The following is a 24,709-nucleotide window of genomic DNA, read 5'->3' as shown; positions in this document are numbered from 1 at the left end:
CAAAGCGGAAGCGTTTTATTCTCCTCCCGGTTTATTTCCTCCGAAAAAAGTATAAAGATCGCGGGTCACCGGCCGCCTTCCCGTGGCGCGGAACATCCCCCGGGGGTCAACGAGGGATCGTAGTCTTTCCAGTAGGGGATTCTTTCGCGCGTTTGAGGAATCAACGACAAATCCACCTCGCCGAGCAAAACTTCCTCCCCGTCCCTGGCCGCTTCCGCCAAAACCCTTCCGTCGGGAGCCACCAGCTTGCTCTTTCCGCAGCTTCCCTCGCCGGTCGTGTTGGCTCCCAGCACAAAGACCGTGTTGTCCAGAGCCCGGGCCGGAAGCTGGATGTCCCAACGGGGCTCCGCCTCTATGCTCCATACCGACGGAACGGCGATGAGATCCGCCCCCTTAAGTCCGAGCAGCCTGGCCGGTTCCGGAAATTCCGCGTCATAGCAGATCAACACGCCGATTTTCCCAAGGGACGTGGCAATGACCGGATAGGACCTCGACCCCGGGGTGAAGATCTCCTTCTCCCTCCCCCACAGAAAGGTTTTGCGGCAGACTCCGACCACTTCCCCGGAGGAATCAATCACCGCCGCCGAATTGTAAAGCTTCCCCCCATCCTTCTCAGCGAAGGGAACGACCAGCGCCATCCTCCAATCGGCGGCGATCCGGCGAAAAAGGGAGACCGTCTCCCCCCGAACAGTCTCCGCCAATTCCCGAAATCGCAGGGAAGACAAGTGGTAACCCGTCGGCCACAGCTCCGGCAGCACCGCCAATCGGGCCCCTGCTTTCGCCGCCTTTTCCACCAGCCGGAGCGCCGATTTTCTGTTCCCTTCCACTTCCCCGGAAACCGCGCGCATCTGAATCAATGCCGCCTTGAAACCCATCCCGAACCCCCCGTTCCGACGTCATTGGGTCTTAGCCGATTCAACCGACGTTGAGCCTCCGCTCCATTCCCCGCAAGATCAAAGAAATGGTCAAGGTCATGACAAAATACAGCAACGCGGCGGTGGTATACACCTCGAAGGCCCGAAAATTGGACGCGACCACCTGCTGGGCCTGCCGCACGATTTCCGCCACGCCGATGATCGTCAAAATGGAGGTGTCCTTCAGGCTGATAATCAACTGGTTACCCAACGGGGGGATCATCCGCCTGAAGGCCTGGGGCCAAACGACATGCCAAAATGTCTGCGCCTGGGTCAACCCGAGGGAACGCCCCGCTTCCACCTGACCCTTCGGAACCGATTGGATGGAACCCCTCACGATCTCGGCGATATAAGCCCCGGAATTGACGGCAATGGCGGCAATGGCGGCGGTCAGCCGCTCGATTTCCATCCCCAGTGCGATCGGAAGAGCGAAATAAATCCATATGGCCTGAACCAGGATGGGCGTGCCGCGGATCAATTCGACATAGACCGCGGAGATGCCCGACAAAATCCTGTTCCCGGAAGTGCGGGCAAGGCCTGCCGCCAAACCGATCAAAAATCCGAAAAACAGCCCGACAACGGAAATGACGAGGGTCAGCCTCGCCCCTTCCAGAAGCAGCGGCATCGCATCAACCGCCGCCGACCAATCCAGATCAAAATTCCTGTTCACTCTCTCTCCCCCATTTCAAAAAAAGAGCGCAACATCTTTGTTACGCCCGAAACTCCGATGAACCCTCCAGTTGACGGTCCAACCCGGGTTATTCTTTCTTCGGAGGCTTTTGGCCAAACCACTTGACGTAAAGCTTTTCATAGGTGCCGTCTTCCATCAGCTCGCCGAGGGCCTCGTCCACCTTGTCCCTCAACGGACTTCCCTTGGGAAAGGCGATTCCGTAGGATTCCGCCTGCAGCAGATCGCCGACGGCCTTCACTTTTCCTTTTCCCTTGGTTTTGATGTAATAAAGGACATTGGGAGAATCATAGATCACCGCATCGGCGGAACCCTTCTCCAGTTCCATGTATGCCTGATCGATGTTCGGAAACGGCCGCACTTCCTTGAGGCCGTCCAGCTTGGAAGCATAATTGAAACTGGTCGTTCCCTGTTTGGTGGCGACCACTTTTCCCTTCAGATCCTCCACGCCCTTGATCGATTTCTCATCGGAACGGACCAGGATGTACAAACCCGCGTCATAGTAAGGGCGGGTGAAATCGACCACTTTTTTTCGCTCATCCGTGATCGTCATGCCGGCGATCGCCATATCCAGGTTTCCCGTCTGCAACGCGGGAATCAAACCGTTGAAATCCATCGGCTTCAATTCATATTCGATCCCGATCTTTTCGGCAATGGCCTTGACGAGATCGATGTCGAACCCTTCATACTCCCCCGTGTCCTGATTCAGGAATTCAAAGGGGACAAAACTCGTATCGGTTCCGATGGTGATCTTTTCGGGAACCTCACTCCCGTCGGAGCCCTTCTCCCCGCTGCCGCAGGCCGAAACGCTCAGCGCCAGAACGGAAATCAAAAAAATCAGACCCATTCTACTGAACGGCATTTTCACAGCAACGCCCCCTCCCTTTCCGCCAAATGCTCCGGACGCCGGTGATGATCAAAAATGGCCCGGAGTTTGTTCTTTCTGACGGTAGTTTCAATTTGAAACCGTCTGTCATCCAATATACCGCTTTCCACAAGGCCAGTTCAAGTCCAGCCGAAAGGAAAATCTACCTAATTCAAATGCATTGCCGGCGGAAATGAAAAAAGCGCGGTCCGACGACCCCGCTTCGTCATGTCGTTCCAACAAGGATGTGCCGCGATTTTTCTGCGCGGCACATCCTTTCTGCGGCCCGCATCGGCCGCCTTCAGAGTTCCACTTTTTGGGGAAGCAAAACCACACCGTCCTCGTCCACGTACACATGGTGTCCGGGAACCCAGTCCACTCCGGCAAACCGAACGGTCTCGCCGACGGCTCCCGTCCCTTCCTTGCGGCTTTTCAGCGGAACCTTCCCCAACGCCAACACACCGATGTCCATCCGGGCCAGTTCCGCCGTATCCCTGACGCAACCATGGATGATGAATCCGGCAATCCCCCGTTCCACCGCGACGGCGGCCAGCCGGTCTCCCAGCAGGGCGCACCTTCTGGAGCCGCCGCCGTCCACCACCAGCACGGTGCCGGCGGGAACCGTCTCGATCATTTTCCGCACCAGCACATTGTCTTCAAACACGCGGACGGTGGCGATCGGACCGGAAAACCGTTTCCTTCCGCCAAAAGAGACGAAAATATCCTCGCACACTGCGGCTTGCGACGCAAACTGATCGCACAAATCAGTGGTTTTGACGTCCATGACTGCCTCCTGTCATTCCTGATCGAACGTTACCGGATGTTTGTCAACTTTCCTTCCCCACCCGGGCGCGCGCCTCCAATTTGTACACGAGATCCTGGGCCGCCCGCCAGATGTCCCCGGCACCCATGGTCATGACCAAATCCCCCGGGCGGATCCGTTTCAGCAGAGTGTCCACCACATCTTCCTTGGTGGGGCAATACAGCGTGTTGGGGTTGCTGTTCCGCCGGACGAGCTCTGCAAGCCGCTCCGAGGTCACGCCGGGAATCGGTTTTTCTCCGGGAGGGGAGTAAATGTCGGTGATGATCACTTCATCCGCCTGATCGAAAGCCCGGCTGAACTCCTCCATCAAAAAGTAAGTCCTGGAAAAGCGCTGCGGCTGAAAAACGGCGACAATGCGCTTCTCCATCGCCTTGGCACCGGCGAGGGTGGCCCGGATTTCCGTCGGATGATGGGCGTAATCATCCACCACGGTGATTCCGTCCACTTCGCCGATCAGCTGGAAGCGGCGTTTGGCCCCCCGGAACTGTCCGAGGGCTTCCGCAATCTCGGGAAAGGAAAGGCCGATTTCCATGCAGACGATCAGGGCGGCCAGGGCGTTGCTCGCGTTGTGGCGGCCGGGAACCTGAAGCGTCACTTGCCCCAGTTCCTCCTTCCCGCGCACCACCCGGAAGCTTACCTGTCTGCCGTGGCGCCGAATGTCGACGGCATTGTAATCGGCGGGATGGTCGATGCCGTAGGTGATCAGGCGATGGTGCCGTTCACGGGCGATTTCCCGCAAGTGGGGATCATCCAGGCACAGCACGGTGAGGCCATCCGGTTTCACCTGGCTCAAAAACTGGCGATAGGCCTTTTTCAAGTTTCTGAAATCTCCATCGTAATTTTCCAGATGATCCTTTTCGACGTTGGTGACCACGGCGATCGCGGGGTAATATTCCAAAAACGTCCCGTCACTTTCATCGGCTTCCGCCACCACGAAGGAGCTGCTTCCCGCTTTGGCGTTGCCGTCCAGGCCGAGAATCTCGCCGCCGATCACGTAGGTGGGATCTTTCCCGCACAACTCCAGGGTTTGGGCGATCATCGAAGAGGTGGTGGTTTTGCCGTGGGCTCCGGCAACGGCGATCCCAAACCGGTCGTTGAGCAGCCGGGCCAGCATCTGAGAGCGGTGGAGGACGGGAATCCCCCGCCGCTTTGCCTCGACCCTCTCCACGTTCTCCTCCGGAATGCTGGAGGAGTATACGACCAAATCGGCCCCCTCCACATGGGAGGCATCGTGGCCGATGTGGACGATCGCCCCCCGCTCCAGCAGCCGCTTGATCAACTTGTTTTCCGCAACATCCGAACCGGTGACCCGGATGCCCATGTCGAGGAGAACACGGGCGATGGCGCTCATTCCGTATCCGCCGATCCCGATAAAATGCGCGTGCCTGATCCCGTTCACTCGCCTCACCAACCTTGTTCCTTATTTGTCATCAGCATGCTGCGAACCTCAGAAACCAAAAACAGCGACCCGGTGACGAGAATCATGTCCCCGCTCCCCGCTTCCTCCCTCAGACGGCGAAGTCCCTCCGCCGCCGTCGGCGCTTTTTTGACCTCCATCTCCGGCGCCATGCGCCGGACCGCATCCGCCAGCTGCTCCACCGGGAGCGCCCGGGAGATGTCGGCCCGGGTCACCATTACGGAGTCGGCCAAGGGAAGCAGGGGAGTCAAGATCTCGTCCACCTCTTTGTCCGCCGAGACGGCCAGCATGAGATGGAGGCGCTCGTATGTATGCGAGCGGCGAATCGCCCGAACCGATTCGGCCAACGCCCGCGCCGCCTCGCGGTTATGCGCCCCGTCCAGCCAGATGTCCGGCCGATCGGCCGCCTTTTCCAACCGTCCGGGCCAAACCGTGGCGGACAGCCCCTCCCGAATGTCCTCGTCCTCCAGCACGGCGGCGTAAAATTGCCGCAACAGATCCAGGGTCATCAGGGCGACCGCCGCGTTTTTCACCTGATGTTCCCCATGAAGGGGCAGCTGCAGATCCGACAGGGTCCGGTACACGTTTCCGAACCGGAGACGCTGTCCTCCGGGCCCCGACTCGAGGATCTCCGCCCAGAAATCGCGGTGCAGGAGATAAAGATCGCTCTTGTTTTCCTTCGCCCGCTTCTCAATCACAGAGATGGCGTCCGGGTCCTCCGCCCCGCTCACCACCGGCACGCCCGGCTTGATGATTCCCGCTTTTTCCTCCGCGATTTTGCCCGGAGTGTTCCCCAATAAATGTATATGATCCAGACCAACGTTGGTGATGACGGAGACAAGGGGGAAAACCACGTTGGTGGAATCCAAACGGCCCCCCAGTCCCGCCTCCCACACCACAAACCAGGGCACCGCCTCCCGGGCGAAATAGCAAAGGGCCAAAAGCGTCCAAAATTCAAAGGGGGTGGGTTTTCCCACTTCCCGGTCCATCTCCTCCGCCAGCGGGCGAAGCTGTTCCGCCCAGCGGACAAAGGAAGATTCCGGGATGGGGCGCCCGTCCACGGAGATCCGCTCATTCCATTCCGTCACATAGGGGGAGACGAACATCCCCGTGGAATATCCGGCTTTCTTCAGGACCTGCGCAATCATGGCCGCGGTGGACCCCTTGCCGTTTGTCCCCGCGATATGGATAAATTTCAGGCGCCTCTCGGGGTGCCCCAGCCGCTCGAGGGCCCAGTTCATCCGTTCCAGCCCCGGCTGAATCCCCGAAGCGCATCCCTGTTCCATCCAATTGAACACGTCCTCTTTGGTGACAAACCGCTCTTGAGCCATCTTGCCCTCGATCCCTTTCCTCAATGCTTCAAACTGCGTTTACCCTTTTCATGATAACGGGGATCCTTCGGCCGATCAAGAAAGGTTTTTCGGAAAAAAGGGCAGGGAGGCTGCCGCTCCCTACCCTTTCAGCTCCCGCAGACGGGCCAAAACCTTCTCCCTTCTCTCCCGGTATTCCTCCCCTTTCCGCCTTTCTCCCTCGACGATGTGGGCCGGAGCCTTCTGGACGAACCCGGGGTTGGAAAGTTTCTTCTCCACCCGCTCCACTTCGTAATCGAGCTTTTTCAGCTCCTTCTCCAGGCGGGCGATCGTCTCTTCGATGTCGATCATCCCCTCCAGGGGGAGGAACACTTCGGCGCCGGACACCACCGCCGTCATCGCCTTGTCGGGACGGGTGACATCGGGGCCCGCCGTCACCTTTTCCGCGCCGCACAACCGGCAGATGGCCGATTCGTTGTCCCGGATTGCGGCGTGGACCTCCGGTTCGGTGCGGATCAGCAGGGTGATCTTCCTTTTGGGCGGAATCTCCATTTCGGACCGGATGTTGCGCACGGACCGGATCACATCGATCAGAATCCGCATTTCCTTGACCGCGTCGGGAGCTTGGAGAGACTCGTCGGCCACCGGCCATTCCGCCACCGAAATGCTGGGGCCGGTTCCGGGAAGCTTCTGCCAAATTTCCTCCGTGATGAAGGGCATGAAGGGATGAAGCAGGCGCAGGGATCGGTCCAGCACATGGCAGAGGACCGCCCGGGTGACGCGCTTGGCCTCCTCATCCTCCCCGTAGAGGAAGAGCTTGGAGAATTCGATGTACCAGTCGCAGAACTCATCCCAGATAAAGTGGTACAGGACCCGGCCGGCTTCCCCGAAATCGTACCGGTTCAAGTGGCGGGTCACTTCGGCGATCGTTTCGTTCAACCGGTGGAGAATCCAGCGGTCGGAAACCGAGAAGGGGCCGGACAGGGCCAGATCCTCCTTCCTCGCCTCCGCCAAATGCATCAGCGCAAAGCGGGACGCGTTCCAGATCTTGTTGGCGAAGTTGCGGGCCGACTCCACCCGCTCCCAGCGGAAACGCTGGTCGTTTCCGGGAGTGCACCCGGTGGACAGCATGAACCGCATCGCGTCGGTCCCGTATTTTTCAATCACTTCCAGCGGGTCCACGCCGTTGCCCAGGGATTTGGACATCTTGCGCCCATCCGCATCCCGGACGATTCCGGTGATCAGCACCTCTTTAAAGGGCTTCTTTCCGGTAAACTCCAGGGCGGTGAAAATCATGCGGGCCACCCAGAAGTAAATGATGTCGTAGCCGGTGACGAGCACATCCGTCGGATAGTAGCGGCGCAAGTCCTCGGTCTCCTCCGGCCAGCCCATCGTGGAAAAGGGCCACAGGGCCGAACTGAACCAAGTGTCCAGCACGTCGGGATCCTGCTCAAGGGATGTGCTTCCGCAGTGGGAGCACCTTTCAGGGGTCTCCCGGGAAACGGTGATTTCGCCGCAGTCCCCGCAGTGCCAGGCCGGAATGCGGTGACCCCACCACAGCTGTCGGGAAATGCACCAATCCCGCACGTTCTCGATCCAGTGGAGATAAATCTTCTCAAACCGCTCGGGTACGAAACGGACTCCCTCGCCGCTTTTGGTGTGGGCGATCGCTCTCTCCGCCAGGGGTTTCATCCGCACGAACCACTGGGTGGAGAGGATCGGCTCCACCACGGCGCCGGAACGCTCACTGTGTCCGACCGAATGCACATGATCCTCGACCTTGACCAGCACGCCCGCCTCTTCCAGGTCCTTCACGATTCGCTTGCGGCATTCAAAGCGGTCCAGCCCCTTGTAGGGACCGGCGTTTTCGTTCATCCTGCCCTCCTCGTCCATCACCAGGACCTGCGGCAGATTGTGGCGCATGCCGATCTCAAAGTCGTTGGGATCGTGGGCGGGAGTCACCTTGAGCGCACCGCTGCCGAACTCGGGATCCACGTACTTATCGGCCACGATCGGGATTTCCCGGCCGATGATGGGCAAAATCACCGTTTTGCCCACCAGGTGCTTGTAGCGGTCATCCTCGGGATGGACCGCCACCGCCGTATCCGCCAGCATGGTCTCCGGCCGGGTGGTGGCAATCTGGATGTACCCGCTGCCGTCCTTCAGCGGATACCGCAGGTGATACAGCTTGCCCTGCACTTCCTTATGAATCACTTCGATATCCGACAGGGCGGTCCGGGCTTCCGGATCCCAGTTGATGATATATTTGCCCCGGTAGATCAATCCCTTTTCATACAGGCGGACAAACACTTCCCTGACGGCCCGGGACAAGCCTTCGTCCATGGTGAAGCGCTCCCGGGAATAATCCAGGGAGAGTCCCATCTTTTTCCATTGCTCGCGGATGACCCCCGCGTAATGCTCCTTCCACTCCCAGACCCTCTCCAGAAACTTTTCCCGTCCCAAGTCGTGGCGGGAGATTCCCTCCTCCCGCAGCTTGGCCTCCACCCGGGACTGGGTGGCGATTCCGGCATGGTCCATTCCCGGAAGCCACAGAACATCGTATCCTTGCATTCGCTTCCAGCGGATCAGGATGTCCTGCAAGGTGTTGTTCAAAGCATGGCCGATGTGCAGGTTCCCCGTAACATTGGGCGGAGGAATCACGATGGTGAAGGGAGGCTTGGACGGATCTTTTCCGGCCTGGAAAAAGCCTCCTTTCATCCAGTAATCGTACCATTTTTCTTCCGTCTGCTTGGGATCATAGGCGGATGGAAGCTCCGTCCCTTTTCCCGCCATCCTTCATCCTCCTTTGCTCGCTCAAAAATAAACTCCTTCCATCCAAAGGACGGAAGGAGTTCTCCGCGGTACCACCTTTGTTCACCGGATCGCGGGACGATCCGGTGCGCTTTTTCCCCTTTAACGTCGGGAACGGTCCAACCTACTACCCCTTCGCGGGATTCGGAAGGACTGCTCAAGGGCGACCTTCACCGGCTTTGCCTGAAGAACCTTTCAGCCCGGGGGTTCTTCTCTCTGGAAAGGCAGCCACCGGCTACTCTTCCCTCTCATCGCACTTACCCGATTCAATTGGCAACAATTATTTTACAACGGAAAAAGCTCCTCGTCAAACGGTTCTTTCTCTAGGGCATGCGAAAGGCCTCCTGCACGCTCTCCCACATCAGCGACGGATTGGCCAAGAAGGCGAGCAGCAGAACGGTCACCAGCATCATGACGCTGAGAAAAAGGATGAACAGCAGGCCGCGGTAGGCGCTTCGCATCAGGGACTTGACCATACCCACCGGATATGCCTCCCTTGCGAACCTTTTTCTATTTATTTTGCGCTTTTATCGACATCTTGTCCAGCCAAAACAAAAAATTTCCCCGACATTTTTCGATCTTTTGGAAGAGAAAACCAGCCTTTTGCTGATTTTTCGAGCTGTTTCGCAATCGAAGGGCCGCGGAATGGCGGCCTTGTTCTTATAAAGAAACGGAATTTCCAGCCGATCGGATTCATCCAAAAAAAAATCGGGCAAACCCCTGGCCAGAAGCATCTTTCGCCCGGGACTTTCCCGTCAATCGCCGCTTCCCTTCTTGTCAACCCGTCCCCGAAGCGCGGCAACAGCCATGCTTTCTCCTGCTGGTGAGCCTTTCCGCCGTTTGCGGAGGGGGCGTTTCGGCCAGAGCTCACCGATCGCCTCCTGCACCCCGTGGAGCCGATCCAACTCCATCCGCAGGCGACGGACCGCCTCGGCTTCCGCCATTCCTCCCGGTTTCCGGTATAGCCGAAGGAGCTGGCCGATCCCGTCGGGATAGGCCAAGTAGAGCGCGAGGAGCTTTTTCTCCTTCCGCTCAAGTTTGCGCTCCCGTTCATAGATCGAAAGGAGGGAAAGAATCCCGCTCCCCCCTTGGGCGGAGTTCGAAAATTGCCGGAAAAACAGGGCGAGATCCCGCGTTGGGCTGTCCACCCGGGCGTGATCCCAATCGATCCACTTCCATCCCTGCTCCCCCTTCAGGAGATTGTGGGGGTGAATCCGGCCGTGACAAAGGGTGTAACGGGGAGGAATCCCCCCTTCCGTCTCCACAAACCGCTCCATTCCCCGGACGGCAAAGGAAAAGGCCTTATCCAGCAGTTCCGCATGATCGCCCAGCATTTGCTCAAAGGGAGAGGCAAACCCGCGGGTCTTCAGTTTGCCGCCGTATTCCCGAACCCGCTCCCTTTGATCTCTCCACCGCTCAACCAGCTTCCCTTCCGCCCGGTACCGAAACGCCTTCTCTCCGCCCGCGGTCTTCTCCAGAACCCGGTGAAGAATCGCCAGTTGCCGGATCAGCTCTTCCGCAGGCGCCTCCCGGGGTTCGGAAACCTCGCCGTACCAGCGCGTGGCGTACCACGCCCTTCCCTGCTCCTCCAAAAAAGGGCGTCCTCCCCTGCTGGGAACCCACGGCAGCAGGACGTCCACTCCTTGGGACCGGGCCTCTTCCAGCACCCGGTGCAAAAAGGAAAGTTTCTTCCCCGGACAGGCAGCTCTTTTCAAAGCGAAAGCCCCGTCCTCCGTCTCCACCCGCCACACTCCCCGAACCTTCTCCGCATAAACGGGGGTCCACCCGTAACGGGCGATGACCCGGCGAAGGATCCCGCTTCTGACGTTCCGGCTGGACTTTAAAGGGCTTTTCCCCATTTTCTCCCGAACCGTCATTGGGCCGTTTTGCGCTCCTCTCCGGGGATGTATACGATCTGTCCCTCTTCCAATTGCCCGGACTCCAATCCGTTGAGCCGAAGAATCGAACTGGCCGAAACGCCGTACCGTTCGGCGAGGGTATCCAGTGTTTCCCCCTTTTGGACGATCACCATCCGCATCTTCACAAAGGTATCCTCTTTTCCGCCGAGAAACTGCCGGGCCCAGTGGAGTCCTTCACCCTCTCCGGCCCCCTGTTCACCTTCCCGAACATCCGCGGAAACCAAATCATCTGCGGATTGCGCCGATTCCTCCTCCAGTTTTTCCCCAGCTTCGGCCCGTGTCTCGTCCTCCGCCGGGGAATCCGCCGCTCCCCGGTCCGGCCCGAACTCGTCGGGGGACGGTTTCCGGAGCAACTTTTTGGCCAGTTGGAAAGCCTCGTCGAAATCCTCTTCATCGGGATGAAAACCGAGCCGCACGCGGCTTGCCGGACCGCGTTCCTCCGGATTTTCCCGGTCGCGCGTCCCGCCTCTGTCCGTCGCCTTCGCATCCGCATCCTCTTCAAAAGCAGCGCCGGCGAAGGAGGGGGAATCCGGGGACCATTCCTCCGCGGGAGATTCTCCCGAAGAGGAGGATTCCACCGCAAATGCGTAGGCTTCATCCCCGTCCGCGCCGTTTTGTTCCCATGCCCGCTTCTCATCGCCGGATGCGGAGGATTCCTGCGGCAGGGATTGAATCTCCGCATGCTGCGCGTCCGGCTCCTCCCGCTTTCCGGCCGGTTCTCCGCCGTAATCCACATGAATCAGATGCACTTCGTCCGGGGATGCCTCCTCTTCCGCATCCGGGCCGCCTTCCTTTTCGGACTGAAAGGAGGACCCGGCAAAGGAAACGACGCTGTCCCGGTATGCTTCCTCGTCTTTCTTCGGATCGGACAACAGGCCGTCAATGGCCAGCACCGCCTCGATCTGCAACTCGAAGGGGGACAGCACCTGATAATCGAAGGATTCCACTTCCGCGGCGATGCGATCCACATCCACCCGATCGGAAGGAAGGGTGATCTCCACCGGAATCACAAAGGCGATTTCCTCGAGGTTCTCCCCTTCCTGCCGGACTTCCGGAGCCGCCTCATCCCCTCCGGCCGCATCCTCCCCTTTGCCGATCCCATCTTCCTCATCCCCGACATATCTTCCCGCCAGCCTCAAATAGCCGTGAATCCTGAGATGGGTCTCCTGATCCTCGATTTCCACATCGGGGTACAGATCCAGCTCAACCAGCGTCTTGATCCCCGGCTGTTGCGGATGCAGGCGGACTTTTTCCGATATGTCGAACCGGAACTGCTGGTATTCTCGTTCCATCAGAAATCCCTCCCCTTTCACGCGTTGATCCCACCGCGATCCGTCATCCCTGCGCCACCCGACATCCATCCTGCAAAGCTTTCAAACGCCATGCGATGATGGAAAAATGAAGGCCGCAAGATTTCAACTGTAATCTATCTATATGCGGCCGGAAAAAGGATATAACCGCTCGTACCGGCAGGGAGACTTCCCCGGCTTCGTCCGCACCGTGCCCCGGTCCAAGGCGGATGGAGTGAGACTTCACCGAAAAGACGCCCGAATCGTGACAATGAAGGAAATTACGCACAAAAAGAAAACGGGGATCAACCAACCCCCGTCTTCTTCACGCCCCTCGTTCAACCCGGTAATGATTCCGATTTACTTGCGGCTCTCCTGCGATTCCTTCAAAAACAACACCATGTAATCCTCGTCGAGAACCCGATCCTACACTTGCATCGAGCGCGGATAGGTTCCGTACTTTTGAAAGCCCAATTTTTTATACAGGGCTTTGGCCGGACGGTTTTCGGACACCACGGTGAAAGTGATGATCTCCAGCCCGGGAAGGGCTTTCACCCAGGTGATGAGCGCCTCCATCATCCGGGTGGCAACGCCTTTACCTTGGTGCTCGGGGCGGACATACACGCCCCACACATGGTCCCGGTGACGGGTTTCTATCAGCGTTTGCCGGACAAAGCCGGCGATTCCCACCAGCGTTTTATTGTCAAAGCTCCCCCACACAAAGTCATCCTAGCCTTTCCGCTCCCTCAAAAAGGCGGCATTTTCCTCCACGGATCCCGCCACTTCTTCGGGAGTCCGGTAAAAAGCCTCCGGATACGTTTGGAGAGCTTCCCTGTAAAGGGGGTGAAAGGCCTCGGCGGCCCGTTCCGTCAGGGCTCGAAATTCCATCCGATCACCTCCTGGTTCACCGCGATGGAAAAAGGCACGGCGCAGGGCCGTGCCTGTTCTCTTCCCTGATCACAGTCTCTTCAACGCGTTGCGGTTGGCCTCAATGGTCCGCTCGATATCTTCCATCGAATGGGCCGCCGAGACGAACATCCCCTCGAATTGGGAAGGGGGCACGAAGACGCCCTCTTCCAGCATCAGGCGGAAATAGCGGGCAAACCGTTTGGCGTCCGAGGACCGGGCGCCGTCATAATTGGTGACCGGCTCGCCGGTGAAAAAGAGGGTGATCATCGATCCCACCCGGTTGATCTGATGCGGAATCCCCGCCTCCTCGGCGTTTCGGCGGAGGCCCTCCTCCAGGCGGGCCGCCTTCCGCTCCAATTCCTCGTACACCTCCGGCCGGAGTTCCCGGAGGGTGGCCAGCCCGGCGGCCATCGCCAGCGGGTTGCCGGAAAGGGTGCCGGCCTGATACACCGGTCCCGCCGGAGCGATCATCTCCATGATCTCCCGGCGACCGCCGTAGGCGCCGACGGGGAGGCCGCCGCCGATCACCTTGCCCATGGTCGTCAGGTCGGGCATCACCTGAAATCTGCCCTGGGCCGAATGGTAATCGACCCGGAAACCGGTCATCACTTCGTCAAAGATGAGCAGGGCTCCGTAATCGGAAGTGATGCGGCGCAAACCCTGGAGGAAGCCCGGTTTGGGCGGCACCACGCCCATGTTTCCGGCCACCGGCTCCACAATCACCGCGGCGATGTCGTCTCCGAACTTTTGGAAAACCCATTCGACGCTGTCCAAATCATTGTAGGGAACCGTCAGCGTATGCCGGGCGGTGCCTTCCGTCACCCCCGGACTGTCGGGCAATCCCAGGGTGGCCACACCGGAACCCGCCTTGATCAGCAGGCTGTCGGCATGCCCGTGATAACACCCCTCAAACTTGAGGATCTTGTCGCGCCGGGTGTACGCCCGGGCCAGCCGCAGGGCGCTCATGGTCGCTTCCGTTCCCGAGTTGACCATGCGCACCACTTCCACCGAGGGAACCCGCTGAACCACTTCTCTGGCCATCTCCGTCTCCAGCTCCGTGGGCAGGCCGAAACTGGTTCCCCTTCTCGCCGTCTCCTGAACGGCCTCCACCACCTTCGGGTGGGCGTGTCCGAGAATCAGGGGCCCCCAGGAACAGAGATAGTCGATGTACTCGTTCCCGTCCACGTCGAAAACGCGGGAACCCTCTCCCCGCTCGATATACACCGGATTCATCTCCACCGAGCGAAAGGCACGGACCGGGCTGTTGACCCCGCCGGGGATCAACCGGACCGCCTCTTGGTACCGGGCTTTGGACCCTTCATAACCTTTGTGCAAAAACACCGCCCCCTTCGGGAATTGGATGGCAGAGAAGAAGCCCCCGGGCATCGCCCGCAAGCATTCCGGAAAAACCCAAAGGCCGGCATCCCGGATGAGGAGAGAGAACACCGGCCTTTGGCGCATGCGTCAAATCCCGAACCGCCGGATCACCTTCTCCTCCCATTCGTCCATCTCCGGGGTGAAATAGGTGACCCGCGTCTTCTTGTATTCCTTGGTGGAATAAAGAACATCCCGTTCGCGGATGCCCGTCTCCTCCTCGATCGACTGGAGAATCGCCTCACATTCTTCCTTCGTCCGTCCGTGGACCATCGTGAAAATGGAGTAGGGCCAGTCCGGATAGGTGGGACGCAGGTAGCAGTGGCTGACCGCCTTGAAGGAGGCCATCTTCATCCCGATCTCGTCGGCCTTCTCTTCCGGAACCGCCCACACCCCCATCCCGTTGAAACGGAATCCCGCCTTGCGGTGGTACAGTACCGCGGCAAAGCGGCGCATCTGCTTTCGCTCGAGCAGTTCCCGGCCCGCCCGCAGCAATTCTTCGGTGGAGACCCCGATATTTTCGGCCAAAGCGTCAAAGGGACGGGGCTCGACGGACAAATCCTTCTGCAGTTCGCGGATGACAGCGATGTCGAAGTCCGACACGGTTTGGGCCGCCTTTGTCCGCTCTTCGTAACCGTACGCGGGCTTGGCCTTCGCTTTGCTCATATCCTCTTGTCCGGTCATATCCAGCTGAACGCCGATCTTAAACAGCTTCAGGGTGGGCATCAGGCGCACCTGCTCCGCCTCCGCCATCTTCCCGAGCAGCTCCACCGTCTTTTCCAGGCCGAGGCGGCTGTTGGGGGGCACGGCGATGGTAAACCACAAATTGTAGGCGTGGTTTCGCTTGTAATTGTGGCTCACTCCCGGGTGTTCGTTGATCACCCGGGCCGCCTGGTCGATCCGCTCCTCGGGGATCTTGGCGGCCACCAAGCTGGACTTGTACCCCAGGGAGCGGGTGTCGAAAATGGCGGAGATCTGCCGGATCACGTCTCCCTTGAGGGCACGGACCCGGTTCAGCACCTCCTCCTCCGTCGTCCCCAGCTTGTCGGCCAACGCCTGATAGGGGCGTTCCACCAACTCGATTCCTTCCTGCAATTCGTTGAGAAGCCGCCTGTCCAGGACATCCATCGCTTCCACGGCCATCAGTCGATCCCTCCCCGCAGCCAGCGGGCTGCATCCTTCGCGTGATACGTCAAGATCAGATCCGCACCGGCGCGCTTCATTCCCGTCAACAGCTCCATCACGACCCCCCGCTCATCGATCCACCCCCGCTCGGCGGCCGCCTTCACCATGGCGTACTCCCCGCTGACATTGTAGGCGACGATGGGCAGGTCAAAGCGCTCCCGAACCCGGCAGATGATGTCCATGTAGGCCAGACCGGGCTTCACCATCAGGAGGTCCGCTCCCTCCTCCACATCGGAGGCCGCCTCCCGCAAGGCTTCCCGGGCGTTGGCCGGATCCATCTGATAGGACCTACGGTCGCCGAATTGAGGGGCCGAGTGGGCCGCTTCGCGGAAAGGACCGTAGAAGGAGGAGGCGTACTTCACCGCATAGGAAAGAATCGGCGTATACTCAAACCCGGCCTCGTCCAGTCCCTGCCGTATGGCGCGGACGAAACCGTCCATCATGTTGGAAGGGGCGATGATGTCGGCCCCGGCCCGCGCCTGGGAAACCGCCGTCCGCGCCAACAATTCCAAGGACTCGTCGTTGACGATCACGCCGTCCTTCACCACGCCGCAATGGCCGTGATCCGTATACTGACAGAGGCAGGTGTCGGCGATGACGCACAAGTCGGGATGCAGCTCCTTGATGCGGCGGACGGCCCGTTGAACAATGCCTTGCTCCGAGTAGGCCTCGCTGCCGACGGCGTCCTTTTTCGACGGCACGCCGAACACGATCACCGCCGGAATGCCGAGATCGACCAGCTCGGACAGTTCCTCCTCCAGCCGGTCCACCGAAAAGTGGAACACCCCCGGCATGGAGGGAACCTCCTCGCGCACGTTTTCCCCCTCCACGACAAACAGCGGAGCGATCAGGTCGGTGACGTCAAGGCGCGTCTCCCTGACCATGCTGCGAATGGCTCCGCTTTGGCGCAGCCGACGATGGCGCCGAAAGGAGTTCATCGGGATCCCTCCTCTGAAAAGGTCCTGTGGGGCAACCGAATCACCGCGTCCACCAAGCCGTCGATCGTATACTCCGACGCCACGGCATCCACCCGGAGGCCGAACTCCTCCGCCGTCCGGGCGGTGATGGGACCGATGCACGCAATTTGCGCCGGTGCGATCAAAGATCTCCAATCCTCCCGCACCGAGCGGATGGCCTCGACGAAATTGCGGACCGTCGAGGAACTGGTAAAGGTGATCACGTGGATCGCCCCTTCCTCCAGCAACCGCGCCACCTCACCCGCGTCTTCCGTCCCGACCCGGGTGTCGTAGGCGTCCACCTCGGTCACGTCCAAGCCGCACCGCTCCAGCTGCCGGGCCAGCACCTTCCGCGCGATATCGGCCCGGGGGAGCAACACTTTTTCGCCGGCTTCCACCCGGGATGCCATCGCTTCGGCCAGGGATTCCGCCCGGTATTCCCCGGGGAGAACGTCCACCTGAATCCCCTTGTCCAAAAGGGCCTCCGCCGTCCGGGGCCCGATGGCCGCCACTTTCGCCTTGGCCATCCGGCGGATGTCCAGGTTCAGTTCGCGGAGCCGGCGGAAAAAGCATTTCACCCCGTTGACGCTGGTGAACACCACCCAATCGTAGTCTTCCAACCGGCGGAGCGCCGCATCCAACAAGTCCTGCCGGGCGGGGCGGGTGATGCGGATCACCGGAAATTCGACCGCCTCCCCGCCGAGGGCTTCGATCCGCTCCGACAGGGCGCTCGCCTGGCTGCGCGCCCGGGTCACCAACACCCGCTTGCCAAACAGGGGCTTTCTTTCGAACCACTTCAGGGTCTCCCTGAGCTTCACCACTTCGCCGACCACGATGACCGCCGGGGGCTGAAAGCCTGCCCGCTCCGCCCGCTCCGCGATATCCGCCAGGGTGCCCGTCAGGGTTTGTTGATCGACGCGGGTCCCCCAGCGGACGAGGGCGACCGGAGTGTCCGGAGAGCGGCCGTGGCGGATCAATTGCTCGCGGATGAAGGGAAGGTTGCCCACTCCCATCAGGAAGATCAGCGTCTCCGCGGCTCGCGCGAGGTGTCCCCAGTCGATGGAGGACTCGGTTTTCTCCGGCCGTTCGTGGCCGGTAATTACGGCGAAGGAAGCGTTGAAATCCCGGTGAGTGACGGGAATCCCCGCGTAGGCGGGAACGGCGATGGCGGAAGTGATCCCGGGAACCACCTCGAAGGGAATGCCGTGTTCGACCAAGACCTCAGCCTCTTCCCCGCCCCGGCCGAACACGAAGGGATCTCCGCCCTTCAGCCGCACGACGGTCTTCCCCTCCTTCGCCTTGCGGACCAGCAATTCGTTGATCTCCTCCTGCGACAGGGTGTGCCGGTCCGGGCGCTTGCCCACGTAGATCCGTTCGGCCTTTTCGGGGGCATATCCCAGCAGGCGGGGGCTGGCCAGGCGATCATACACCAGCACGTCCGCCCGCCGGATCAACTCCAGTCCCTTCACGGTGATCAAACCGGGATCCCCCGGCCCGGCCCCGACCAAGTAAACCGTTCCCACACTCATCGCTCCACCTCCGCTCGCACCGCAGACAAGATCTCCTCCGCTCCCAATCGGAGCAACTTTTCCGCCAGACGGCGCCCCACCGCTTCCGCGTCGTTCCCTTCCTCACGATCCCGCAGCACCCGGCGGCCGTCCGGAGAAGCCACCAGCCCGTCCAGGCACACCTTCTCCCCTTCCACTTGGGCGTAGGCGGCGACGGGCAGATGACAGCCTCCCTCGAAGGCGTGGAGGAAAGCCCGTTCGGCCCGGACCGCCTTCTCGGCATGGGGATCGTTGATCTTCCGGATCAAGCGGAGCACCGACGCATCCTCCCCTCGGCACTGAACCGCCAGCGCCCCCTGCCCCACGGCGGGCAGCATCTTGTCAAAAGACAAAACCTCGGTGATTTGATCCTCCAGACCCAACCGGGAAAGGCCCGCCCGGGCCAGCACGACGGCGTCAAACCGTCCCTCCTCCAACTTGCGGAGCCGGGTGTCCACATTTCCCCGGACCGGCTTCACCTCCAGATCCGGCCTGCGGGCAAGGATCTGGGCTTGACGGCGAAGGCTGCTGGTGCCCACAACGGATCCTGCGGGGAGTTCGTCCAACCCCGCCCCGGTGCGGGAAATCAGACAATCCCGCGGATCCTCCCTCGGGGTGACCGCGGCGACCACGAGCCCCTCGGGCATTTCCGCCGGCAAGTCCTTCATGCTGTGGACCGCCAGGTCGATTCGCCCCTCGAGGAGCGCTCTCTCAATCTCTTTGATGAACAAACCTTTTCCCCCGATTTTGGACAGGGTGACATCAAGAATGCGATCCCCTTTGGTCAGGATCTTCTCCATCCGCCACTCCCAGTCCGGCTGAAACTCCCTCAGCCGATCCATCACCCACCGGGTCTGGGTCTGTGCCAAGGCGCTTTGTCTCGTTCCCACGCTTACGGTTTTCACGCTCTTGCCCATAAATTCCTCACCCGCTGATCCCCGCCGCGGAATCCGCCGCCACGGCCATTTCCTCCAGGATGTTCCGATCCACCCACTCCTCCATCCTCCGGCGCGCCCGCTCCGGATCCTCCCTGCAGAGCCGAATCCACTCCTCCTGGACCAGCTCGCCCATCAACCGGTAACGGAGCCGGGTGTCGTCCACCTTCGACTGAATGCGTTTTCTCATTTCGACGAGCAAGTCGAGAAACACTTCGTATTCCGGCCCGTATTCCGTTTCAAGACGCATCCGGATCTCCTTGGCGAGGGAAGGGCTGGCTCCTGCGGTGGAAACGGCGATCGTCAGCCTTCCCCGACGGACGGCGGAAGGCACGATGAAATTGCACAGATCGGGTCGGTCCACGACGTTGATCCACTGCCCCCGGGCCCGGGCATCCTCGTACACTTGCCGGTTTACCGCCTCCTTGTCGGTGGCGGCGATTACCAGAAAGCAACCCTCTCCGTCCTCCCGGCGGTAGGGACGGAGACGGCATTCGATTTCCCCGGCCCGGAAGCGATCCATCAGCCCCGATGTCAAGGAAGGGCTCACCACGACCACATCGCCGCCTCCGGCCAAAAGGGAGGCCACCTTTCGCTCGGCCACCGTCCCCCCGCCCACGACAAGGCAACGCCGGCCGGTGAGATCGATCATCATCGGGTAAAGATGTTGTGTCATCTCTCTTCGCTCCTCTACAACCATCGGTGGAAAGAAACGCCGGTTCCGGAAATCGACATGTTCAACAAGACGGTAAAAAAAGAGAGCAAATTCCACCAAGCCAACCTGCGCCCCCGCCACCGGCCCGACAGCCGGAAATACAGGTGCAAGCCGTAGGCGATGAGCACCAGCAGAGAACCGGCAATCTTGAGATCGTACCAGGGCGTTTCCGGAACCTTCTGGTGAAGCCAGACCAGCCCCAAAATCATCGACAGGAGCATGAGGGGAACGCCGATCATCACCCAGCGGTGGAAAAAGGAATGCAGGCGGTCCAGGCTGGGCAAAAGGCGCAGCACCCGATTCCATTTCTTCCGCTTCAGCAGAAAGTTTCCGATCAGGTAAAAAGCCGCGAAAACCGCGGACAGGGAAAAGGCGGCATAGGCCACGAACGCCATGGTGACGTGGATGAACACCAGCTCTGACAGCAGGATTTCCGATGCCGGGCTTCCGGAATCCCTGGCGACGAACAGATTGACCGCCATGACGACAAAACTGATCAAATTGGCCGAGAAGACAAACAGATCCATTCGATAGGCGGCGTTGATCACCAGGGTGAGCGTGATCAGGACCCAGGAATAGAAAAACAGGGCATCAAAGGAAGTGAGCGCCGGAAACCACGACGCCAGGCGAAACGCGAAAAAAAGGGTTTGGGAGAGCCACACCGCCACCAAAAGCCCCAGGGCCAACCGCTGGATCCTCCGGTTCGGGTGGAACAGATCCGAGAAAGAAAAGAGCAGGCTGAACGCATATAAATAAATGATGAGATCGACAAACCACCGCTCGGTAAACACGACGGCTCCCCCTTACGAGCGCGTCGGGAAATCGGTTCCGGCGTATGCGGGCCTGCCCAGCCGGGAAGAAAGGCGGGCAGCCAGCGTCTCCCCGTTCCGGGCGGTTTCCTCGTCTGAGGGCAGGCGATCCTCCAGGGCGAACAGCTGGACGAACAACTCCAGCGCTTCTTCCCGATCCGGGCCCGCCGCCATCTCCTTGATGCGAAGGATCGGATCGCGCAGAAGCTGGTTGACGATGCTCTTCGTGTGCTTCCGGATCACCCGGCGCTCCCGTTCGGTCAAATCCGGAAGCTTCCGCTCGATGCTCCGCATCGTCTCCTCCTGAATAGCGATCGCCTTTTCCCGAAGGGCGGAGATGAGGGGCACGACGCCCAGAGTTTGGAGCCACTCCTGGAAGCGGACCATTTCCTCCTCGATCCACCCTTTCACTTTCTCCGCTTCTTTCCGCCGCAGAACGAGATTGGCCTCCACAATTCCCTCCAGATCGTCGATATTGTAGAGGTAGACCTGTTCCAGTTCATGAACCGAGGGCTCCACGTCCCTCGGCACGGCGATGTCGATCAAAAAAAGAGGGACTTGGCGGAAGCGGACCGCTTCGGACACCATCTCCCGGCGAATCACCGCATCGGAGGAACCCGTGGACGAGACCACAATATCCGCCTCTCGCAGGGAATCGACCAACCGGTCGAAGGGGCGGGCTTCCCCGTTGAAACGCTTGGCCACCTTCACCGCCTTCTCCAGGGTGCGGTTGATCACGATCACCCGGTCCGCCCCGGCCTCGTGGAAGTGCTTTGCGGTCAACTCCCCCATTTTTCCCGCTCCGACCAACAACACCGTCTTCCCGGAAAATCCGTCGAACAGCTTTTTCCCCAGCTCCACCGCCGCATAGCTGACCGATACGGCGTTCTGCCCGATTTCGGTCTCGGCGTGCACCCGCTTTCCGAGGGTGACGGCCTGTTTGAACAGGGTATTGAACAGCGTTCCCGTCGCCCCGTGCCTTTGGGCGGTCAAAAAGGCCGATTTCACTTGGCCGAGAATTTGCGTTTCTCCGATGATCATCGAATCCAGTCCGCACACCACCAGGAACAGATGGCGCACGGCCTCTTCGTCTTGCTTCACATACAGGTGGTCGGCGAATTCCTCCCGGGGTACGCCGAACCACTCTTCCAGAAAGGTTTTGAGATAGTACTCCCCCGTGTGAAGCTGATCGCAAACGGCGTACAATTCCATCCGGTTGCAGGTGCTTAAAATCGTGCATTCCAGAATGCTTTTGGTGTGGCGCAACCGCGTCAGCGCCTCCTCCAGAGCCTCTTCGGAGAAGGCCAGCCGCTCGCGCAGTTCCACCGGAGCCGTCCGATGATTCAGCCCTAACGCCATGATGTGCATCCAATCACCCCGATTGCCGGGACAAAAGTGACCATTCCCGCTGAAACCTTTCCCACAAAAGGTGTGATCTTTATCATTCCCGTTTTTTCAGTCTATCCCCATTATAGCACAGGCCATTCCGGCAAAAAGTCGACACCTTTGAACAGATTTTGAATCCGGGGCATACGATGACATTAGCCCAGATCCAACAAAGGAGGACGAAGCCATGCCCAGCCTGTCCCGCAAATGGGTCATCGCCGCCGCGGTGGTCATCGGCCTGGCGGTGATCGGTGGGATCGTAAAGGCCCTTCTTCCCTCGGAAGAGAACCGGCTGGAAACCCTCCGCGTCGTGGAGGTGACCCGTTCACCCTTCTACGCTCCCCAATACGTTGCCCTGTCCAAGGGATTTTTCGAAGAGGAAGGTCTGGATATCCAGCTGTCCAACGGCTTTGGCGGAGATAAGACGATGACCGCCCTCTTGTCCGGGGATGCGGACATCGTTCTGGTCGGCGTCGAGGCGGCCGTTTATGTCAACGCCCGCGGGGCGTCCAGTCCGGTCACCGCCTTCGCCCAGTTGACCCAAACGGACGGCTCCTTCCTGGTATCGAGGGAACCGATGGAAAACTTTCGCTGGAGCGATCTTCGCGGAAAGGCCCTGCTCGGCCAGCGAAAGGGGGGAATGCCCCAGATGGTGAGCGAATATGTCCAGCGCAAAAACGGCTTAAATCCCCACAAGGATGTAAAGATCATCCAAAACGTGGACTACAAAAACCTGGGAAGCGCCTTTGCCTCCGGCACGGGCGATTTTGCGCAACTGTTTGAGCCGACCGCTTCCATGCTGGAGAAGGAAGGAAAAGGATATGTCGTCGCCTCCTTCGGCGTCGACAGCGGAAAACTTCCCTACACCGCCTACATCACCCGGGCCCAATTCATCGAAGAGCGCCCGGAAGTGATTCGCCGCTTTGTGCGCGCCCTTCACCGGGCCCAAAAGTGGACCCATGAGCATTCGCCCGAAGAGATCAGCGACGCCATTTCCCCTTATTTTACCGATACCGACCCCGAAGTTCTCATCCGGGTCGTGAAGCGGTATCAATCCCAGGAATCCTGGGCGCCGGATCCGATTATCGAACGGCCGGAATACGAACACCTGTTGGAAGTGATGCGCCAGGCGGGGGAACTTCCCGGCAACATCCCGTATGAGAAAATCGTGCGCACGGACATCGCGGAAGCGGTGATGGAAGAACTGGATTGACGGGCGCAAACAAGCACTCCGGTCAGGGGGAATCGCCATGACACCGATCGATGCGATTGAGATCGATCATGTGACCAAAACGTATCTGACAAGGCAGGACGAACGTCACGCTCTGGGGCCGATCACCCTCCACGTCGCCCCCGGCGAGATGGTGGCCGTCGTCGGACCCAGCGGATGCGGCAAAAGCACGCTTCTCTCCCTGATCGCCGGCCTGATGCCGGTCACGTCGGGGGAGATCCGCCTGTTCGGGGAGCCCGTGAAGGGCCCCTCCCCCCGCATCGGCTACATGTTGCAGCGGGACGGCCTTTTGGAGTGGCGGACTGTGGAGGAAAACATCGCCCTGGGGCTGGAAATTCGGGGGAAAAAGAGCCTGAAAACCCTGGAACACGCCCGTTACCTGCTCGGGGAAATGGGATTGGGTTCCGTGATGCACCACTATCCATCCCAGCTTTCCGGCGGAATGCGGCAACGGGTCGCCCTGGTCCGAACCATGGCCGTCCAGCCGGACATTCTCCTTCTGGATGAACCCTTTTCGGCGGTCGATTACCAGAACAAACTGCATCTGGAAAGGCTCCTCGCCTCCATCCGCAGGCAGCACAAAATCACCACGGTGCTCATCACCCACGATCTGGAGGAGGCCCTGGCCCTCGCGGACCGGATCGTCGTCCTATCCCGCAGGCCGGGACGGATCCGGCGCATGATCACCTTGCCCGAGGAGGTCCGCAGGGCCGATCCCCTGGAAGCGCGCAGCCACCCCCTGTTCAGAAGCCGCTTCAATGAATTGTGGAAGGAGTTGGAACAGCCATGATCGATGGGATCAAAAGATGGCTGGAGCGGGGGGCGGTGTCGCCCCTGCACGCCGAACACCTGCGCCGAATGCGGCTTCGGGAGTGGAAAATCGCCTTTTACCGGACGGCCATCCTCCTCCTTTTCATCATCGGATGGGAGTGGGCCGCCCGGGAAAGGGTGATCGATCCCTTCTTGTTCTCCAGTCCCAGTCTGATGTGGAATCTGGCGGTGAATCTCACCGTCTCCGGCGAGCTGCTGCACCACATCGCGGTCACCCTCGTGGAGACGCTGATCGGATTTGCGATCGGGACGGCGGCCGGCACCGCCCTGGCCACGCTGATCTGGGCCTCGCCCATGCTCTCGCGGGTATTGGACCCTTACCTGGTGGTCCTCAACAGCATGCCCAAGGTGGCCCTGGGACCCCTGTTCATCGTCGCCATCGGCGCCGGATACGGATCGATCATCGCCATGGGCGTGGCCATCACCATCATCATCACCACGCTGGTCATGCACCAGAGCTTCAAAAGCGCCAACCCCGATCATCTCATCCTGGCCCGCGCCCTCGGGGCGACGCGCTCCCAGCTGTTCGTCAAAATCATTTTCCCTTCCAGCATCCCCGATCTGATCGCGGCGATCAAAGTCAATGTCGGCCTGTCCTGGGTGGGGGTCATCGTCGGAGAATTCCTCGTGTCCAAGGCGGGCCTGGGATATCTCATCATCTACGGGTTCCAGGTGTTCAACCTGACCCTCGTCATGTTGAACCTTTTGATCGTGGCGCTGTTGGCAACGCTCATGTACCTGGCCGTCTCCCGGGTGGAAAGGCATCTCCTGAGGCATCGGGAAGCCGGCGGATAA

The 24,709-nt window shown here is 60.0% G+C and carries 23 protein-coding genes and 1 other annotated feature; of the genes, 3 read left to right on the top strand and 20 right to left on the bottom strand.

The window, feature by feature from the left end; all coding sequences use genetic code 11:
- Nucleotides 1-65: 65 nt before the first annotated feature.
- The 20 genes from BM063_RS06510 to hemA all read right to left on the bottom strand — a co-directional run bounded on the left by BM063_RS06510 (nt 66) and on the right by hemA (nt 21,834).
- A complete protein-coding gene (locus BM063_RS06510; protein ID WP_092037073.1) occupies nt 66-875 on the bottom strand; it encodes a nitrilase-related carbon-nitrogen hydrolase in 810 nt (269 codons plus the stop codon).
- Between the two features lie 40 nt (nt 876-915).
- The gene (locus BM063_RS06505; RefSeq protein WP_245752119.1) at nt 916-1,584 is read right to left on the bottom strand and encodes an amino acid ABC transporter permease; all 669 of its coding nucleotides are present in this window, start codon (nt 1,582-1,584) and stop codon (nt 916-918) included.
- Nucleotides 1,585-1,672: 88 nt separating this feature from the next.
- Nucleotides 1,673-2,464: a glutamine ABC transporter substrate-binding protein GlnH gene (glnH, locus tag BM063_RS06500; RefSeq protein ID WP_218154420.1), complete on the bottom strand. Its 792-nt coding sequence runs from the start codon at nt 2,462-2,464 to the stop codon at nt 1,673-1,675.
- Between the two features lie 304 nt (nt 2,465-2,768).
- A complete protein-coding gene (rraA, locus tag BM063_RS06495; protein WP_092037069.1) occupies nt 2,769-3,251 on the bottom strand; it encodes a ribonuclease E activity regulator RraA in 483 nt (160 codons plus the stop codon).
- Between the two features lie 43 nt (nt 3,252-3,294).
- Entirely contained in the window at nt 3,295-4,689 is a 1,395-nt protein-coding gene (gene murC, locus BM063_RS06490; protein WP_092037067.1) for a UDP-N-acetylmuramate--L-alanine ligase, read from the bottom strand.
- Between the two features lie 5 nt (nt 4,690-4,694).
- Nucleotides 4,695-6,038: a bifunctional folylpolyglutamate synthase/dihydrofolate synthase gene (locus BM063_RS06485; RefSeq protein ID WP_143085253.1), complete on the bottom strand. Its 1,344-nt coding sequence runs from the start codon at nt 6,036-6,038 to the stop codon at nt 4,695-4,697.
- Between the two features lie 120 nt (nt 6,039-6,158).
- A complete protein-coding gene (locus BM063_RS06480; protein WP_092037062.1) occupies nt 6,159-8,810 on the bottom strand; it encodes a valine--tRNA ligase in 2,652 nt (883 codons plus the stop codon).
- Nucleotides 8,811-8,852: 42 nt separating this feature from the next.
- Nucleotides 8,853-9,089, bottom strand: a binding site (T-box leader).
- 62 nt (nt 9,090-9,151) lie between these two features.
- On the bottom strand, nt 9,152-9,310 hold the full coding sequence (locus BM063_RS17595; RefSeq protein ID WP_170070530.1) for a hypothetical protein: 159 nt from the start codon (nt 9,308-9,310) through the stop codon (nt 9,152-9,154).
- A 273-nt stretch (nt 9,311-9,583) separates the two neighbouring features.
- Nucleotides 9,584-10,705: a phosphotransferase gene (locus tag BM063_RS06470; RefSeq protein WP_092037055.1), complete on the bottom strand. Its 1,122-nt coding sequence runs from the start codon at nt 10,703-10,705 to the stop codon at nt 9,584-9,586.
- Nucleotides 10,702-12,039 carry a LysM peptidoglycan-binding domain-containing protein gene (locus BM063_RS06465; protein WP_177199023.1) on the bottom strand — a complete coding sequence of 446 codons (1,338 nt, stop codon included), beginning with the start codon at nt 12,037-12,039 and terminating at the stop codon, nt 10,702-10,704. The genes BM063_RS06470 and BM063_RS06465 overlap by 4 nt, the downstream gene beginning before the upstream one ends.
- 423 nt (nt 12,040-12,462) lie before the next feature.
- On the bottom strand, nt 12,463-12,756 hold the full coding sequence (locus BM063_RS06455) for a GNAT family N-acetyltransferase (protein WP_092037046.1): 294 nt from the start codon (nt 12,754-12,756) through the stop codon (nt 12,463-12,465).
- A gap of 9 nt (nt 12,757-12,765) precedes the next feature.
- Nucleotides 12,766-12,924: a hypothetical protein gene (locus BM063_RS17590; RefSeq protein ID WP_177199022.1), complete on the bottom strand. Its 159-nt coding sequence runs from the start codon at nt 12,922-12,924 to the stop codon at nt 12,766-12,768.
- A 69-nt stretch (nt 12,925-12,993) separates the two neighbouring features.
- Nucleotides 12,994-14,280 carry a glutamate-1-semialdehyde 2,1-aminomutase gene (hemL, locus tag BM063_RS06450; protein WP_245752116.1) on the bottom strand — a complete coding sequence of 429 codons (1,287 nt, stop codon included), beginning with the start codon at nt 14,278-14,280 and terminating at the stop codon, nt 12,994-12,996.
- A 129-nt stretch (nt 14,281-14,409) separates the two neighbouring features.
- Entirely contained in the window at nt 14,410-15,462 is a 1,053-nt protein-coding gene (ahbA, locus tag BM063_RS06445; RefSeq protein ID WP_092037044.1) for a siroheme decarboxylase subunit alpha, read from the bottom strand.
- Nucleotides 15,462-16,442, bottom strand: a complete 981-nt coding sequence (gene hemB, locus BM063_RS06440; protein ID WP_092037043.1) for a porphobilinogen synthase — start codon at nt 16,440-16,442, stop codon at nt 15,462-15,464. Before hemB ends, ahbA begins: the two co-directional genes overlap by 1 nt.
- Entirely contained in the window at nt 16,439-17,989 is a 1,551-nt protein-coding gene (cobA, locus tag BM063_RS06435; RefSeq protein ID WP_092037042.1) for a uroporphyrinogen-III C-methyltransferase, read from the bottom strand. Before cobA ends, hemB begins: the two co-directional genes overlap by 4 nt.
- Nucleotides 17,986-18,912: a hydroxymethylbilane synthase gene (gene hemC, locus BM063_RS06430; RefSeq protein WP_143085258.1), complete on the bottom strand. Its 927-nt coding sequence runs from the start codon at nt 18,910-18,912 to the stop codon at nt 17,986-17,988. Before hemC ends, cobA begins: the two co-directional genes overlap by 4 nt.
- A gap of 19 nt (nt 18,913-18,931) precedes the next feature.
- Nucleotides 18,932-19,618: a precorrin-2 dehydrogenase/sirohydrochlorin ferrochelatase family protein gene (locus BM063_RS06425; protein WP_177199021.1), complete on the bottom strand. Its 687-nt coding sequence runs from the start codon at nt 19,616-19,618 to the stop codon at nt 18,932-18,934.
- Between the two features lie 14 nt (nt 19,619-19,632).
- Nucleotides 19,633-20,448 carry a cytochrome C assembly family protein gene (locus BM063_RS06420; RefSeq protein ID WP_092037038.1) on the bottom strand — a complete coding sequence of 272 codons (816 nt, stop codon included), beginning with the start codon at nt 20,446-20,448 and terminating at the stop codon, nt 19,633-19,635.
- A 12-nt stretch (nt 20,449-20,460) separates the two neighbouring features.
- Complete coding sequence (gene hemA / locus BM063_RS06415; RefSeq protein WP_092037036.1) at nt 20,461-21,834, bottom strand: glutamyl-tRNA reductase; 1,374 nt, start codon at nt 21,832-21,834, stop codon at nt 20,461-20,463.
- A 205-nt stretch (nt 21,835-22,039) separates the two neighbouring features.
- Here hemA and BM063_RS06410 point away from each other — a divergent pair, with 205 nt between their 5' ends.
- Genes BM063_RS06410 through BM063_RS06400 form a run of 3 tightly spaced genes read left to right on the top strand, consistent with a single transcriptional unit; the run spans nt 22,040 to nt 24,709 of the window.
- Nucleotides 22,040-23,065 carry an ABC transporter substrate-binding protein gene (locus BM063_RS06410; RefSeq protein WP_092037034.1) on the top strand — a complete coding sequence of 342 codons (1,026 nt, stop codon included), beginning with the start codon at nt 22,040-22,042 and terminating at the stop codon, nt 23,063-23,065.
- Between the two features lie 37 nt (nt 23,066-23,102).
- Nucleotides 23,103-23,873, top strand: a complete 771-nt coding sequence (locus BM063_RS06405) for an ABC transporter ATP-binding protein (protein ID WP_092037031.1) — start codon at nt 23,103-23,105, stop codon at nt 23,871-23,873.
- Complete coding sequence (locus BM063_RS06400; protein WP_177199020.1) at nt 23,870-24,709, top strand: ABC transporter permease; 840 nt, start codon at nt 23,870-23,872, stop codon at nt 24,707-24,709. Before BM063_RS06405 ends, BM063_RS06400 begins: the two co-directional genes overlap by 4 nt.

This window comes from Planifilum fulgidum, assembly GCF_900113175.1.
GTDB classification, from domain to species: domain Bacteria; phylum Bacillota; class Bacilli; order Thermoactinomycetales; family DSM-44946; genus Planifilum; species Planifilum fulgidum.
The sequence above is the reverse complement of the archived record's forward strand: the minus strand, read 5'-3'. Positions and strand labels throughout refer to the sequence as shown.

Bases quoted from the DNA above. Each gene is read 5' to 3' on its own strand.
- BM063_RS06485 (WP_143085253.1), bottom strand. From the start codon at position 6,038: ATGGCTCAAGAGCGGTTTGTCACCAAAGAGGACGTGTTCAATTGGATG.
- glnH (WP_218154420.1), bottom strand. From the start codon at position 2,464: ATGCCGTTCAGTAGAATGGGTCTGATTTTTTTGATTTCCGTTCTGGCG.
- hemA (WP_092037036.1), bottom strand. From the start codon at position 21,834: ATGCACATCATGGCGTTAGGGCTGAATCATCGGACGGCTCCGGTGGAA.
- BM063_RS06470 (WP_092037055.1), bottom strand. From the start codon at position 10,705: ATGACGGTTCGGGAGAAAATGGGGAAAAGCCCTTTAAAGTCCAGCCGG.
- BM063_RS06510 (WP_092037073.1), bottom strand. From the start codon at position 875: ATGGGTTTCAAGGCGGCATTGATTCAGATGCGCGCGGTTTCCGGGGAA.
- BM063_RS06425 (WP_177199021.1), bottom strand. From the start codon at position 19,618: ATGACACAACATCTTTACCCGATGATGATCGATCTCACCGGCCGGCGT.
- BM063_RS06410 (WP_092037034.1), top strand. From the start codon at position 22,040: ATGCCCAGCCTGTCCCGCAAATGGGTCATCGCCGCCGCGGTGGTCATC.
- hemB (WP_092037043.1), bottom strand. From the start codon at position 16,442: ATGAACTCCTTTCGGCGCCATCGTCGGCTGCGCCAAAGCGGAGCCATT.
- rraA (WP_092037069.1), bottom strand. From the start codon at position 3,251: ATGGACGTCAAAACCACTGATTTGTGCGATCAGTTTGCGTCGCAAGCC.
- BM063_RS06405 (WP_092037031.1), top strand. From the start codon at position 23,103: ATGACACCGATCGATGCGATTGAGATCGATCATGTGACCAAAACGTAT.
- ahbA (WP_092037044.1), bottom strand. From the start codon at position 15,462: ATGGCCGTGGAAGCGATGGATGTCCTGGACAGGCGGCTTCTCAACGAA.
- BM063_RS06400 (WP_177199020.1), top strand. From the start codon at position 23,870: ATGATCGATGGGATCAAAAGATGGCTGGAGCGGGGGGCGGTGTCGCCC.
- BM063_RS17590 (WP_177199022.1), bottom strand. From the start codon at position 12,924: ATGGAATTTCGAGCCCTGACGGAACGGGCCGCCGAGGCCTTTCACCCC.
- cobA (WP_092037042.1), bottom strand. From the start codon at position 17,989: ATGAGTGTGGGAACGGTTTACTTGGTCGGGGCCGGGCCGGGGGATCCC.
- BM063_RS06465 (WP_177199023.1), bottom strand. From the start codon at position 12,039: ATGGAACGAGAATACCAGCAGTTCCGGTTCGACATATCGGAAAAAGTC.
- BM063_RS06480 (WP_092037062.1), bottom strand. From the start codon at position 8,810: ATGGCGGGAAAAGGGACGGAGCTTCCATCCGCCTATGATCCCAAGCAG.